This window comes from Pseudoalteromonas sp. NJ631 (assembly GCF_000276645.1).
GTDB classification, from domain to species: Bacteria; Pseudomonadota; Gammaproteobacteria; order Enterobacterales; family Alteromonadaceae; genus Pseudoalteromonas; species Pseudoalteromonas piscicida.
Genome location: NZ_AKXJ01000002.1, coordinates 13,449 through 26,722, shown reverse-complemented (window position 1 = coordinate 26,722; position 13,274 = coordinate 13,449). Strand labels below are relative to the sequence as shown.

Genomic DNA, 13,274 nt, shown 5'->3' with positions numbered 1-13,274 from the left:
ACTATGAACGACATCAAGCAGTTTAATTCAGCCAGCTGGTTTAATGAAAGCCACAGTAATGGTGTCGAACTCGGCCTGAAAGAGCTACTTTTTTATAAGTCCAAAGCGCATTTACTTTCGCTCAAACCGAGAGGAAAAGTGAAAAGTGCTCAATCAGGACAATACCTCGCACCGCATAAAGGTCGAGGTATGGAGTTCGTTGAAGTCAGACAATACCAATATGGTGATGATATTCGTGCGATTGACTGGCGCGTTACCGCGCGTACCGGTGAAGCACACACGAAACTCTTTCAAGAAGAGAAAGAACGTCCCGTTTTTGTATTTTGTGACTTTTCCTCAAGCATGCTATTTGGTTCAAAGCTGTTACTTAAGTCGGTGCTTGCGGCACACTTAGGCATTTTGGTGTCTTGGGCTGCATGCCAACGCGGCGATCGTGTTGGTGGTGTGGTATTTAATGACAGCAATCACCACGAGCTAAAACCGATTGCTCGCGACCGTGGAGTGCTTGCGCTAGCTCATCAGTTTTGTGCCCTACACGAACAAGCATTAATTCAAAAAGAGACCCAACCCTCGGGGGATCGTTTCAATGAGAATTTAAAACGACTTGTGCATCTAGCCAAACCCGGCAGCCTGATTTATCTCATTTCGGACTTTACGGAGTTGAATGATGAAAGCTTTAAATTGCTAGAGCGTGCCACTCGCCATAACGAAGTAATTGGTTGTATGGTAAGCGATCCTTTTGAGCATCATCTACCTGAATACAGTCAAGCGATTGAGGTCTCAGCTGGTGAACAGAACTGGACATTGCCCTTGATGGACAAGCAATTTAGAGACAAATTCTCGCAAAATGCGTCTGACTTTTTCAATCGAAGATTAGCGCTACTTAAGCGCTCTGGTATGTCGTTACAAAAGTACGACGCGTCATTACCAATCGAATTACAAATCATGAGGGGTTAAATGCAAGTCAATCCACTCGACCAGCTTAATGATGTGGTCATCCCTCAAAGCGTGAGCTGGTGGCCACTTTCTTATCCAATGTGGGGAGCCATTTGTGTTCTACTCACAATATTTGGGGTTATGTGTTGGCTATTGTATCGTCGCCAGCAATTTTTAAAGGCAAAAAAGGAAGCCGTAAAACTGAGTCATTCGCAGGATAATGCCCAAAAATTACACACCATACTCAAACGTTTAGTAAAACATTATTACGGTGATATCGCTGCGAGTAGATCGGGCCAAGAATGGTTATCGCTGCAAGCAAGACTCACACGCGTTGAACTCACTCAGCAAGAGCTCGACTCGTTATATGCGCCGACTCAAGACCCCGCACTCAGCGATAAACTATGTCGTGCGATTAATACTTTCAAAGTGAAGGAGCGCCTCGATGTTTGAGTTTAGTTGGCCCCTTGCCTTTTTATTGTTACCTCTGCCTTGGCTAATTGCGAAGTTTAAACCGAGTATCGCGCAGACCAACATCAATATTCGTATGCCAAGTGCCGCAAAGTTACAACTCGCGAGCACAAATCAACTCAATAAACGCGCAAAAGTAAGCCTAGTAGAAACACTCATCTGGCTACTACTGGTAACCGCAGCGGCAAACCCGACTTGGCTTGACGACCCAATCGTTGTGCCAAACGAGGGACGCGATATTATGCTTGCTGTTGACTTGTCGGCTTCAATGACAGAGCAAGATATGGAATACCAAGGTCGCTTAGTAGACAGATTGTCTGTCGTCAAAGCTGTTGTTAGCGACTTTATCGAAGCGCGCCAAGGAGATCGTCTGGGACTTATTCTTTTTGGTGACACCGCGTTTTTGCAAACGCCACTCACCCGAGATTTAGCGACGGTTAGCCAAATGCTTAGTGAGGCACAAATTGGTTTAGTTGGACGCGCCACAGCGATTGGTGATGCTATTGGTTTGTCGGTAAAGCGTTTTGGTGAGCGTGAACAAAGTAACAAAATCTTGATTTTGCTGACCGATGGTCAAAACACCGCGGGCAACCTTCAACCAGAAGAAGCACTGATCTTAGCCCGAGAAGAAGGCATAAAAATTTATACCGTTGGTGTTGGCTCTGATGGTAGACGCGGTTTTGGTTTATTTGGTTTTAATTCTATGGCTGGTAGTAGTATCGACGAGAAAACGTTGCAACATATCGCCAAAGAAACTGGTGGGCAATATTTTCGCGCAAAAGACGTGGAAGGCCTACAACAGATCTACGCTATGCTCGATGAGCTAGAGCCGATAAGTGATGAAACACAGACTTTCCGTCCTAAGATTTCACTGTTTTATATTCCTCTCCTCGCGATACTCGGCTTGCTTTTTGTAGCTCAGCTAAGTCTCGTATTAAGAACAAAATTAAGAGGGTAAATATATGATGGCATTTGAATTTATTCGCCCACACCTGCTTTGGTTACTCATTCCTTGGGTGATATACAGTGCATTGCAATGGTCTAAAAAGTCTAATCAAAAATCAGCGCAACTTATCGCACCGCACCTGATGAAGGTGGTGATGGGAGCCGATGGTCAAAAACACCAAAAACAAAGTAACTCTTGGCTTGGAATTGTGTTCTTTTTGTTGGCCATTATTGCGGTTGCAGGGCCAAGTATCGAAAAACAAGAAGTACCGGTTTTTAAAACTCAGGCACCTAGAGTGTTAGTGCTCGATATGTCGTATTCTATGTACTCAACCGATCTCACGCCAAACCGCTTAACGCAAGCGAGATTTAAAACTTTAGACATGCTAAAGCAATTTAAAGAAGGCGAAACAGGTTTAGTTGCCTATGCAGGCGATGCTTTTACTGTATCGCCACTCACAACGGACGTCACCACACTTGAGAACTTGATCCCGAGCCTTCGTCCAGAGATCATGCCCTCAAAAGGCTCTAACGTGTATGCAGGAATCGAAGAAGCCATTGGCCTGTTAACAGGTGCAAGTGCAACCTATGGTGACATTATTTTGGTAACCGATGGACTTGAACAGGAAGACGCAGAAGATGTACAAAAGCTTCTTTCTGACAGCCCATTTAATTTAAGTATCTATGCCTTAGGTACAGCGCAAGGCGCACCAATCAAATTACCTGAAGGCGGCTTTTTAAAAGACCAATATGGTCAGATAGTCGTGCCAAAGTTATTCCCGACTCGACTTGAAAAACTCGCTAGAGTAAAAGGTGGAAAATTTGCCAGCTATACTGCTGACAGCAGTGACATAGAGACATTTAAGCCTAATTTGGGTGCAAATACATCGGTGCTTAAACGCGACCTAGAAAGTGCTAAGTGGCGAGTAGATGCGGGAATGTATCTGCTGATTGTACTTATCCCACTTGCACTGCTATTGGTTCGAAATCACGCAGTTATGTTAAGTGCTTTGGTTGTTTTTGCGATGTTGCCGCAGCAAAAAGCGCTGGCGAATGAATGGACACAGTGGTTTAAAAATAGCGACCAAAACGCGCTACAGGCCTACCAAAATGAAGCGTTCGATGAAGCAGCGCTTGCCGATAATCCGGTACTAAAAGGTGCAGCCCTATATAAAGCTGGAGATTACGAAGGAGCGGTAGAAACACTCGAACAAACAAGCTCAGCAGAAGGCCAATACAATTTAGGCAATGCGCTAGCACGGCTTGGTAAGTTAGACGACGCAATTTCTGCCTACGAAAAAGCCTTGTCCTTAGATCCTGAGTTTACGCAAGCGAAGGATAATAAAGCGTTAGTCGAAGCGTTAAAGGATCAGCAAGAGCAGCAAGACCAACAAGGTCAGCAAGACCAACAAGGTCAGCAAGACCAACAAGGTCAGCAAGACCAACAAGGTCAGCAAGACCAACAAGGTAAGGTCAGCAGGACCAACAAGGTCAGCAAGACCAACAAGGTCAGCAAGACCAACAAGGTCAGCAAGACCAACAAGGTCAGCAAGACCAACAAGGTCAGCAAGACCAACAAGGTCAGCAGGACCAACAAGGTCAGCAAGACCAACAAGGTCAGCAAGAGCAACAGAATCCACAAGCAGGAAGTGGGTCAAAACAAAACAACAACGAGCCAGAGCTAGATGCTGCCCGCCAAGACCAGCAAGCAGCTGACGAACAAACTCAAGAGCAAAAACAACAGCAAGCGCAAGCCGCACCTACGCCCGATCCAGAGCAATCACCTCAGGATGAAGAAAAGGCACAGGCTACAATGATGCAAGATAGTCGGCCACTTACCCCCGAAGAAATAGAGAAAGCGCAACAGCTTAATCAACTGCTTAGAAAAGTACCTGATGATCCGGCCATATTATTGAGAAATAAAATGCAACTAGAAGCACAACAACGCAAACAAAGACGTCTACCAAGAGGAGCTGAAAAATCATGGTAAAACGCATTCTATTTTTTCTGTCTTTGTTGATATTAAGCCACGCCTCGTTGGCATTGGAAAATCTCACAGCCAGCGTAGACAAAAACCCAGTGCTCGCAGGTGAATATTTCACGTTGTCGATTATCGCTGAGGGCAAAGTCAAAGGCACCATTCCTGATGTTTCCGTGCTTAGTAACGACTTTATCACCAGCCCGGTGAATACCAGCTCAAGAACCAGTATCATTAATGGTAGCGTTTCAAGCTCCACTACCTGGCAAATGCAGCTCGTTGCTCGCACGCCGGGTACTTACACCATTCCTGCGTTAGAAGTAGATGGTGAAACGACCCAGCCGATCGAAATAAAAGTTGTCGCTCGTGATGATGAGCAGCAAAGTGAAGATATATTCGTAAAAACCGAACTCAAGACAAAAAATCTCTATGTTCAACAGGCTGCGCTTTATACTGTTAAGCTCTATGTAGGAAAAGAACTACTAGATGGTCAACTGAGTGCCCCAATCTCAGATGGCGCTAATTTCACACAATTGGGCAAAGCCAATGAAGAATACGAAGTTATTGACGGCCGACGCTACATGGTGCTCACTCGCGAATATATGATCCAACCACAAAAAAGTGGTGATTTCAGCATAGAGCCGCCGATCTTCAACGGCCAGATCAGAGATGGCTATCGCAGAATGGCGACTTCTGCGGTTGGCAATACCATTGACTTTTCAGTATCTCCAATCCCAGCTAACGCTGCTGATAACTGGCTACCCAGTGAATATTTGAATTTTTCTGAAGAATGGCAGCCCAAAGATACCGAGTTTATGGTTGGGACGCCCATCACGCGAACACTAACACTCACTGCAGTAGGTGTTACTAAAGAGCAGCTTCCTGACATTCAGCTCGAAGACGTTAATGGCTTTAGAATTTATCCAGACGCGTCTGAACGTAAGCAAATTACCCGAGATGGAAAAGTCATCTCACAGTTAACCATTTCTTTTGCTTACCTACCGCAACTTGCCGGTGATTTTACTCTGCCCGAAGTAAAACTACCTTGGTTTAACACCATCACTAAACGTGAAGAGTTTGCGACATTACCAAGTAAGTCTGTCAGCGTAATTCACGATCCAAATCAGCCAGCCTTACCACAGACCGCTCCAATCCCGCAGCCGCTCTCAAGTCCAAGCGTAAGTCCGTCAACTGCTACACAAACCAACGTGATCACAGAGCAAATTATCCCGCTGTGGATGTGGGGACTCGCCGCTTTTGGATACGCATTATGGCTAATAACATTACTAATATGGCGTCTAAGAGCAAAACCGGCCTCAAACCCAGTAGTAAATAGGGTCATTGATGAAAATCCAGCACCTTTTATTTCGTTTGAAGAAGCGGTTAAGCAAGATAACCCAGCGGGCTTTTACCAAGCGCTACTGCGCTACACCAAACAACAAAATATCACCATGACACAATGGCTAGCACTTCAGCCCAGCTCATTGCGAGCACAAGTACAAACGCTACAAAGCTCGCTGTATGGAGGCAATAGCGCAAAAGTAGACTTGGCTCAACTATATGGTGAAATTAAAACCAGTGTAAAAAGCACTGTTCACACAAATAAAAGCCAAAATTTAGGCAATCTATACCAATAAGCGCCTCAGGGCGCTTTTTTATTGCAAGACGAACTAGATTTGTTAGTAAATAATTAACAGATCCATTATGCTTGGTGTGAGATACACTCCCAAAATCAACTAAAATAAAATACGTTTTTGTTGAAATAAACCTGCAAAAAGATAGGTCTCATAGATATGGCCAGTAAACAACATCACTACGAGTCACTGGTTCGGATGTACCATAAAGAGCTATATAAGTTCGCTTATTGGTTGTCTGGCGATCCGACAATAGCAGAAGACTTAGTACAAGAAACTTTTTTGCGGGCTTGGCGCGCACTCGATTCATTACAAGATGAAAATGCAGCAAAGCCTTGGTTATTAACTATTTTAAGACGAGAGAATGCACGTCGTTTTGAGCGCAAGCAATTTGACTATGCGGAGGTTGAACAAGATACGCTGGTCGACGATACCAGTTCGGCTTTGGATGATGCAATGGAGCAAACCGTTGTGCAACGACAAATAGCCAACTTAGCACCAGAATATCGTGAACCACTGCTACTGCAAGTGGTGATGGGATGCTCTGGGGATGAAATCGCCGATATACTTGAGCTGAATAAAAACACGGTGATGACAAGGTTATACCGTGCTCGCAACCAGCTAAAAGACGCTTTAACGACTGAATATGAACCAATAAAGGGGGCATCAAACTGATGGATGAACTCGAATTTCGACGCCGCCTCGTTGCTGATCCTCATGATGAAGAGGTCAAGAAACAGGCCGAACAGCAACCTGAGTTGCAAGCACTGGTCGAAGAAATGCAAGCTTTCGACGATTTCTTGGGAAAATCACTCGATATTGATGTGCCTGAGGGGTTGGCTGATAAGATAATTGCAAAGCAAAAGGAGCTTGAAACGGAAGAACACAAAGTAGTGAAAATGTCTTGGTTTAGACGCGCTACTGCACCATTTGCGATTGCCGCCAGTGTATTTTTTGCCGCCGTGGTCTTTTACTTTGGTGGTTTTGGACACCCTGTCGATACCGGTGAACATGCGCTTGCTCATGTGTATTACGAAGAAAATGCACTGCAAAAGCAAGAAACAGTGTCACTGCAAACCGTGAACGAGAAGCTCGCGATGTTTGGGGGTAAGTTCGACAACTTACCGGGTAAAGTGGTTTACGCGACATTTTGTAACTTTAAAGGCCAAAAAAGCCTTCACTTGGTTATGCAATCCGAGTTTGGTCCGCTCACGGTTTTTGTCGTGCCAGCTGGTCAACAAAGCACGATTGACGGCAAAGATAGTTTTGGTGATAGCCGCTTTGAGGGCTTGATTGCTCATGATGGTAAAGCCAACACCATATTGGTGGCAAACCGAGGCACGCCGATTGAAACCTTCCAATCAGAAGTGACAAGCTCACTACGCTGGTTATAACGCCACCGCCCCACTCTTTGGGGCGGTGTCTCAATATCCTTACTAAACCTCTCAAAATACAAATTTAATTGAGATACATACCTATTTAAATAGCCATGTTAGTTCTTTACAATGGCGGCAGTTATTTTGGTATATAGGAACTTTATGAAACATTTCATTGTGTTACTTTCCCTTGTTTCTTTTTTATTTACAGCTAGTTTTAATGCTGAAGCGAGAAAGAAGTTTGGTAGTAAGAGCTCAGGAAAAACCCAGCAAACACAAACAACCCAACAAAAGCAGCAAACTGATACACAAGCATTAAATGCAAAATCGACTACGACACCTAAGTCGAGTAAAAAAGGCATTATGGCCGGTGTACTTGGCGGATTACTAGCCGGTGGTCTAATTGCCGCAATGCTTGGCGATGATTTTGAAGGATTTCAATTCCTTGAAATGATTTTGCTTGCTGCTGCTGCCTTTTTAATCTTCAAATTGGTTAAAGGCATGCTTGCAAAAAAACAGCAGCCAAGTTATGCCGGTGCGCCGCACATGGGTGGCTACAACAATACGCCACCACCACAGCAGTTTCAAAGCCAAGGACCAATTGGCGGTGGTTTTGGCGCAAGTAGCGTGCCTATGAATTTGCCTAGAGATTTTGATATCAACGGCTTTTTACAAGGCGCAAGACAGCATTATCAAACCATCCAAACCGCTTGGAATAACAATGACTTTTCGACAGTTTCTGAATACTTAAGCCCAGAGTTGGTTGAAGAGTTCAAACGTGAACGAGAGCAGCAAGGCGACGTTAACACTGAAGTGATGTTTGTTGACGCTGAGTTAGTCCGTGCAGATACACACCCTGACGTTTGGGAAGTTAGCATTAAGTTTACTGGTAAATATCGTGACCTGGGCGACATGCAAGAAGAGCCTATCCACGAAATATGGCACTTAGAGCGTAGAACGACGGGGGATGCACCCTGGTTAATCGTTGGCGTTGAAGAGCTAGCTGCCTAAATCATCAACTTTAGCAAAAATTACACTCAGCTTGTTTATTCACCAAGTTGAGTGTTTATTTGCAGAACTTCTCTATCCTCACCCAAACACACTTCAATATCTGCGATGTTTGGTAAGCTTTGCATCCCCCATACCGAAAGACGTTGAAATGGCTGAATGAATTGTCTAACTTGCTCATCACTCATCCCCTTTCCAGTCGATGCTTTGAGCATATGCTCTTGTTGCAGGCGCCACAGATATACTCTGTCGAAGCTCATTCCATTTAAATAAATGAGACTATCTAATAGTGAAAAAATAGCTTGATACTCTTCACATAAAATGTGGTTCACTTGTAAGCGAAACGAACCGTCTTTATCAAACTCTTGCTCAAATTGATTAACGGGAGATGCTAACTCATCGCTAGGCTGCGGCTCCACTCCCATACACCACCCCTCGATAATAAGTACCTGTAAACCCGCCTCAACTTCTCGCCATTTTGATTTTGGCAACTTCCTATCAATTGATTTATCAAATACAGGTAAAGTTAATGCTTCGCCGCGTTTAAACCTGTCTATAACACCTTGTAATAGTTGCAGATCATGAGTACCAGGCAAGCCTCTTTGTTGAAACAGCGGATGAAACTTTGAAGCAAGCACTGCCCGCTCTTCTGGGTCTAAATAAAAATCATCAAAAGACACACACTTACAGGCAATGCCAACTTCCCTAAGTTGTTTACAAAGAGAATAACTGAGTGTTGATTTACCAGAACCCTGAACGCCAGAAACTCCTACTAGTAGAGGGTATGAGAAGTCTCCAGTTGAAAACATTTTGTCTATCCTATTCTTTAACTTATAAGCCAAAGCCATTTCGATCACCTCTTTATAAAACCAAAAAAATCAAAATACCAAACATTTACAGTTAATGAACAAAAATGTATCTTTTGTATGCAATATAAAAACAACAAGGAAAACGTATGAAAGTAATAATCTATTCAATTCTAATGTGTGTTTCATGCCTCTCAAATGCCGTAGAGTATGAACCGGTTAACTGCAGAAGCGAGCAAACAGGTACTAAAAACTTTTATGAAGGTGAAGCTTCGTGCGTAGGTGAATATGCCTACAGCACATGTCCCTCTGGAATTGGAAGTTGTCATGTCGTGGATGATAACTTTGTTACAATTCGCAAGTATATACCATTACAAACTTCAAATAGCGCTCAGCTACAAGAATTAGTAGAACAGTGGGTTACCGGAGTTACTGGCGCACGCTTACGAGAAACTCACTTAGTATCTTGTACAGCACATAATGTTCCTTTTTCTCATTCGGAAGCCGTTTATGAAACTGTGTGTGACTATAAACCGTCGGTCGAAATTTGGCATAGCGCAATAGCTGGTAGTGCTAATAGACATGTGTATATCGTTGCCAGAGATAAAGATGGTTCGATTGGTTCTCAGGAGCTTTGGGTTAATGGCGTAAAACAGAGTGGTTCATCCACTGAACTTGTTGGACAAGATGGAGACTCTTTCAATGTAATGGCTAAAGTTCGTGATAACGATGGTTATTCATCCTCAACATCGCGAAATATCATCCTCAGATGGAATGGCTACCCTTGCAAAGGAAAATGTCCTGATCCTTTCTAAGAAAGCAATAAAACCACCATTAGTTCATAAATGGTGGTTTTAATTATCATTTAAGTCCAAAGCGATATTCAAACAGAATCATGATATTTCTGCCCTGTTGTGGCACATGACCGTCAATCAATCTTGGATCAAATACGGTGTATTTTTTATCAAAAAGATTTTCAGCTTTCAGTTGAATTTTAGCGTGATTATCCAAATTGAAAGAAACGGTGCCGCCGATGAGGTAGTAACTTGACTGCTCGAAATCATCGACAATTGACTCAGGGGGAGCAGGTATAAATGTTGTGTCTCGCCAAATTGCATTTAAAGTTACTTCTACCGCCTCTCTTTTATGAGTAAAGGCAAGTGCAGCAAACTTTTTAAAACTGCCATTTAATGGCTCGTCAAATAACTGGGTGTATGCGCCTTGTATCCAAGTTGTGCTGCTCAGATTAAAATTAGCATTAACTTCAATACCCTGCATGCTCGTCTCAAAGACGTTATCAAATGTAAACTCTGCTTGTTCATCATCTATTGGTACTAGATTAATGAAGTCCTCCAGCTCATTATCAAATAACACTACATCAAACTGTTTAGACTCATCTTGATAGTGCCAAACAAGCTCTGTGGTTTTTACATATTCTGAAGTTAACTCCGAATTACCTGATGTAACATCATCGTTTGAATTAAGTTCGTTGCTCACAGGGGTACGAAAAGACTCACCATATTGCAACTTAAAAGTGTTAGCCTCATCGTAACCGTAAACGAACGCGAGCCTAGGCGATAACTTATCATCTATGTCTTTCACTTCGTCATATCGTGCACCCGCGAACATACTCAGTTGCTCGCTAAACCGATACTTTGCTTGAACGTATCCAGCATATGAATCAAAGTCTTGTCGCAACGGATAAAAAGGGGCGTAATCAGATATGGTTTGAATACCACCTAAATAAGTGTGGTTGTAGATGATGATATCACCGGCACTTTGATCGTAATATGAGGTTCTAACGCCAGCTTTACTTTGTTCTTCTTTTGATAGCTCAGCGCCATAATTCCACTGTAAACGGTCGTTTTGTTTATAACCACCATCTAGGTTATAAGTTAAATCTCTGGATTGCCAAGCAGGGCCAACTAAAAAGTCTCCTCCTTGCGTGATACCAATTTCTGCTGCTGTAACGATAAGCCCTGCACTTTCGATATTATGCTCAATAAAGCTTAACTTATGCGTTAACTCCAGTTGCTCAGTAGCTTGCCAATGATATTCAAATGTTGCTGCATAGTTCTCACTTTTATGCTCATTTTCAGGGGAGTAACGGGAAAGATTTAAAAACTCATCAAGTTGAGTACGGTTAAACCTTACTTGCCATGTTAACGCTTGATGACTACCTCCAAATACAACAAAAAGTGATTCTGACGGGTCTTTTACAGCACCTCCAAAATAGCTATCCCCTGAGCGTTTATTAAATGCTACATTGGCATAGAGCCGTGTTTCATCCGACACTTGCCTCGAAAGATTCAACGCTGCTTGCGCACTGCCGTGTTCACCATAACCAACAGAAAACTGATTATTACGCTTTTTGGTAATAATATTCATCACGCCAAGAAAGGCGTTACTCCCATAGAGGGCGGAACCGGGACCTCGGATAAATTCAACTTTATTGATAATTTCAATCGGAATGTAGGGTGTGTAGACTGATGCTTTACCAAATGAGGACTCATTGAGCCTTTGACCGTCAATCATCACTAACACGTGCCCAGTATCCAAGTACACACCGCGGGTATGCTCTTTTGGCACAGCGCCTACCCAATCACCTCGAGTAGATTGAAAGCCAGGTACGAAGTTCATTAAATCATAAACATTGTCGACACCTAGGCTATTTATTTGTTCTGAATTAAAAACAGTAATACTAGAGGGAACCGATGCTCTCGTTTCGTCGGTTTTGGTTGCGATAGAGACATTTACATTCAACAGCTCTTCAAATGAAAGCTGATAAAGGTCGGAGTCCGTAGCTTCTGGTTCAGCGACTACCGCAAAAGGAATTAATAATGGCGTGACTTTAATTAAAGCGCTTAAGTTTTTCATATTATACGAGCTCTATGTTCCCACACTTCACTCGTAGTGTTAGATTACTCTAACCTACGTAGCAGCATATGATTAACTTAATAATACTTGCTCCTAGCTACTACGCAAGTTTTTGATTAGCCTTTTCTTTTAGACTCTAAGCAGATGCCAGTTTTCTCGCTTTGAAATATTTAAATAATCCAATTAAAGAGGCTGCGATCCAAAATAGCTCAATCACAAAACTTGCAAGGTTAAAGTTATAACAAAGACTAATCAGTAATAGGATCGCACCACTTAAATTCATTAAGTTATACGTTAAACTATCGGGAGATGCCTTTTCCAGCTGTAGCATAAAGAATGCACCAACAACCAAGAAAGTGCCTGTCATACCGATGATATCGAACATTAAATCGATCATGTTTTTTCCATTTAGCAAGACCCAATAGGCTGGCCCAGTTCCATGGGAAGGGTCATTTTCATTCGTTGAAACAGCAAAGCCAAACGGCGAGATAGTAACAAATTGGAAAATTCAAGACAGGACATTTGTCTGATAACAACAATAAGTGAGCAATAAGAATTGAAGTAATGACTACTTGAAGGTGACCTTGCCACCAATTATTTTCAGTGCTGGCGCACCTCTCACTAATGTATCGCGGGCAAACTCTTTCTCACAATGAGGGCAGTTTATTTGGTTGGTGGTAAAGTCTTGGGTGATCCGTTCTTTAAAACATTTAACTAGGCTGCCCTTGCCTCCCTTACGATACTTAAATAGCTGCTGGCGGCATCCTGCACAATAAATATCAACAGTTCTAACAGGGCCTTTTTTATTAGGTTTTGCCATACCGAATTAACTCATAATCCTGAGTACAAATGCAATGAGCGTAAACTGTAACACATGATAACCACCGTTGACTAAAAACAGTTTCATCGGACGCTGCTCAAATATATAACTTATTCCTAATGAACAGGCGACGAAAAAAACTCCCACACCAAGCCCAACTCCGGTAGCTGCAAGCAAAGAGAGCGATAGATCAAGCATCACCGCCATAAACACAGCGGATAACAAAGACAACAAAAATGCGACGCCAAAAGTCATCTTGGGATCGCTCGTTTGTAGGTCAAGCTCTGTCAGTCCACATCCCTCCATCCAGGCTTTTTGAAACAGCATAGGCGAATACCAAATACCGCCTAACATAAAGGAAGACAAAGCGGCGAGAATAATTGCCCAAAGGTTTAATGCTTCAAATGAGATTATCATCGACTA

15 protein-coding genes are annotated in these 13,274 nt (G+C 43.0%); 10 read left to right on the top strand and 5 right to left on the bottom strand.

What is annotated here, in order from left to right:
* Positions 1-3 precede the first annotated feature (3 nt).
* The 9 genes from A587_RS0104660 to A587_RS0104625 all read left to right on the top strand — a co-directional run bounded on the left by A587_RS0104660 (position 4) and on the right by A587_RS0104625 (position 8,351).
* Positions 4-957 (top strand): DUF58 domain-containing protein, encoded by a 954-nt coding sequence (locus tag A587_RS0104660; RefSeq protein WP_017216606.1) that lies wholly within the window; start codon positions 4-6, stop codon positions 955-957.
* A complete protein-coding gene (locus A587_RS0104655; RefSeq protein WP_017216605.1) occupies positions 958-1,389 on the top strand; it encodes a DUF4381 domain-containing protein in 432 nt (143 codons plus the stop codon).
* On the top strand, positions 1,382-2,365 hold the full coding sequence (locus tag A587_RS0104650; RefSeq protein ID WP_017216604.1) for a vWA domain-containing protein: 984 nt from the start codon (positions 1,382-1,384) through the stop codon (positions 2,363-2,365). Before A587_RS0104655 ends, A587_RS0104650 begins: the two co-directional genes overlap by 8 nt.
* A gap of 4 nt (positions 2,366-2,369) precedes the next feature.
* Complete coding sequence (locus A587_RS23800) at positions 2,370-4,037, top strand: vWA domain-containing protein (protein ID WP_332306256.1); 1,668 nt, start codon at positions 2,370-2,372, stop codon at positions 4,035-4,037.
* 128 nt (positions 4,038-4,165) lie between these two features.
* Positions 4,166-4,342 (top strand): hypothetical protein, encoded by a 177-nt coding sequence (locus tag A587_RS25390; RefSeq protein WP_212749188.1) that lies wholly within the window; start codon positions 4,166-4,168, stop codon positions 4,340-4,342.
* The gene (locus A587_RS0104640) at positions 4,336-5,967 is read left to right on the top strand and encodes a BatD family protein (protein WP_017216603.1); all 1,632 of its coding nucleotides are present in this window, start codon (positions 4,336-4,338) and stop codon (positions 5,965-5,967) included. The genes A587_RS25390 and A587_RS0104640 overlap by 7 nt, the downstream gene beginning before the upstream one ends.
* Before the next feature lie 156 nt (positions 5,968-6,123).
* Positions 6,124-6,639, top strand: a complete 516-nt coding sequence (locus A587_RS0104635) for a sigma-70 family RNA polymerase sigma factor (protein ID WP_010605216.1) — start codon at positions 6,124-6,126, stop codon at positions 6,637-6,639.
* Positions 6,639-7,358, top strand: a complete 720-nt coding sequence (locus tag A587_RS0104630; protein ID WP_010379259.1) for a DUF3379 family protein — start codon at positions 6,639-6,641, stop codon at positions 7,356-7,358. Before A587_RS0104635 ends, A587_RS0104630 begins: the two co-directional genes overlap by 1 nt.
* A 144-nt stretch (positions 7,359-7,502) precedes the next feature.
* Complete coding sequence (locus A587_RS0104625; RefSeq protein WP_017216602.1) at positions 7,503-8,351, top strand: Tim44 domain-containing protein; 849 nt, start codon at positions 7,503-7,505, stop codon at positions 8,349-8,351.
* Between the two features lie 35 nt (positions 8,352-8,386).
* Here the strand turns inward: A587_RS0104625 and A587_RS0104620 are convergent, their stop codons facing one another.
* The gene (locus tag A587_RS0104620) at positions 8,387-9,157 is read right to left on the bottom strand and encodes a kinase (RefSeq protein ID WP_017216601.1); all 771 of its coding nucleotides are present in this window, start codon (positions 9,155-9,157) and stop codon (positions 8,387-8,389) included.
* 146 nt (positions 9,158-9,303) lie between these two features.
* On the opposite strand from A587_RS0104620, the gene A587_RS0104615 reads away from it, so the two are divergent.
* Positions 9,304-9,969 (top strand): hypothetical protein, encoded by a 666-nt coding sequence (locus tag A587_RS0104615; RefSeq protein ID WP_017216600.1) that lies wholly within the window; start codon positions 9,304-9,306, stop codon positions 9,967-9,969.
* Between the two features lie 46 nt (positions 9,970-10,015).
* On the opposite strand, the gene A587_RS0104610 is transcribed toward A587_RS0104615, so the two are convergent.
* The 4 genes from A587_RS0104610 to A587_RS0104595 form a co-directional block, all read right to left on the bottom strand.
* Positions 10,016-12,031, bottom strand: a complete 2,016-nt coding sequence (locus A587_RS0104610; RefSeq protein WP_017216599.1) for a TonB-dependent receptor plug domain-containing protein — start codon at positions 12,029-12,031, stop codon at positions 10,016-10,018.
* 136 nt (positions 12,032-12,167) lie between these two features.
* On the bottom strand, positions 12,168-12,428 hold the full coding sequence (locus A587_RS0104605) for a CBU_0592 family membrane protein (protein ID WP_010379248.1): 261 nt from the start codon (positions 12,426-12,428) through the stop codon (positions 12,168-12,170).
* 171 nt (positions 12,429-12,599) lie between these two features.
* Positions 12,600-12,851, bottom strand: a complete 252-nt coding sequence (locus A587_RS0104600; protein ID WP_017216598.1) for a hypothetical protein — start codon at positions 12,849-12,851, stop codon at positions 12,600-12,602.
* 6 nt (positions 12,852-12,857) lie between these two features.
* On the bottom strand, positions 12,858-13,268 hold the full coding sequence (locus A587_RS0104595) for a DUF1761 domain-containing protein (RefSeq protein WP_017216597.1): 411 nt from the start codon (positions 13,266-13,268) through the stop codon (positions 12,858-12,860).
* Positions 13,269-13,274: the final 6 nt, after the last annotated feature.

Coding starts and splice junctions, on each gene's coding strand:
- A587_RS0104660 (WP_017216606.1), top strand. CDS start 4: ATGAACGACATCAAGCAGTTTAATTCAGCCAGCTGGTTTAATGAAAGC.
- A587_RS0104655 (WP_017216605.1), top strand. CDS start 958: ATGCAAGTCAATCCACTCGACCAGCTTAATGATGTGGTCATCCCTCAA.
- A587_RS0104650 (WP_017216604.1), top strand. CDS start 1,382: ATGTTTGAGTTTAGTTGGCCCCTTGCCTTTTTATTGTTACCTCTGCCT.
- A587_RS23800 (WP_332306256.1), top strand. CDS start 2,370: ATGATGGCATTTGAATTTATTCGCCCACACCTGCTTTGGTTACTCATT.
- A587_RS25390 (WP_212749188.1), top strand. CDS start 4,166: ATGATGCAAGATAGTCGGCCACTTACCCCCGAAGAAATAGAGAAAGCG.
- A587_RS0104640 (WP_017216603.1), top strand. CDS start 4,336: ATGGTAAAACGCATTCTATTTTTTCTGTCTTTGTTGATATTAAGCCAC.
- A587_RS0104635 (WP_010605216.1), top strand. CDS start 6,124: ATGGCCAGTAAACAACATCACTACGAGTCACTGGTTCGGATGTACCAT.
- A587_RS0104630 (WP_010379259.1), top strand. CDS start 6,639: ATGGATGAACTCGAATTTCGACGCCGCCTCGTTGCTGATCCTCATGAT.
- A587_RS0104625 (WP_017216602.1), top strand. CDS start 7,503: ATGAAACATTTCATTGTGTTACTTTCCCTTGTTTCTTTTTTATTTACA.
- A587_RS0104620 (WP_017216601.1), bottom strand. CDS start 9,157: ATGTTTTCAACTGGAGACTTCTCATACCCTCTACTAGTAGGAGTTTCT.
- A587_RS0104615 (WP_017216600.1), top strand. CDS start 9,304: ATGAAAGTAATAATCTATTCAATTCTAATGTGTGTTTCATGCCTCTCA.
- A587_RS0104610 (WP_017216599.1), bottom strand. CDS start 12,031: ATGAAAAACTTAAGCGCTTTAATTAAAGTCACGCCATTATTAATTCCT.
- A587_RS0104605 (WP_010379248.1), bottom strand. CDS start 12,428: ATGATCGATTTAATGTTCGATATCATCGGTATGACAGGCACTTTCTTG.
- A587_RS0104600 (WP_017216598.1), bottom strand. CDS start 12,851: ATGGCAAAACCTAATAAAAAAGGCCCTGTTAGAACTGTTGATATTTAT.
- A587_RS0104595 (WP_017216597.1), bottom strand. CDS start 13,268: ATGATAATCTCATTTGAAGCATTAAACCTTTGGGCAATTATTCTCGCC.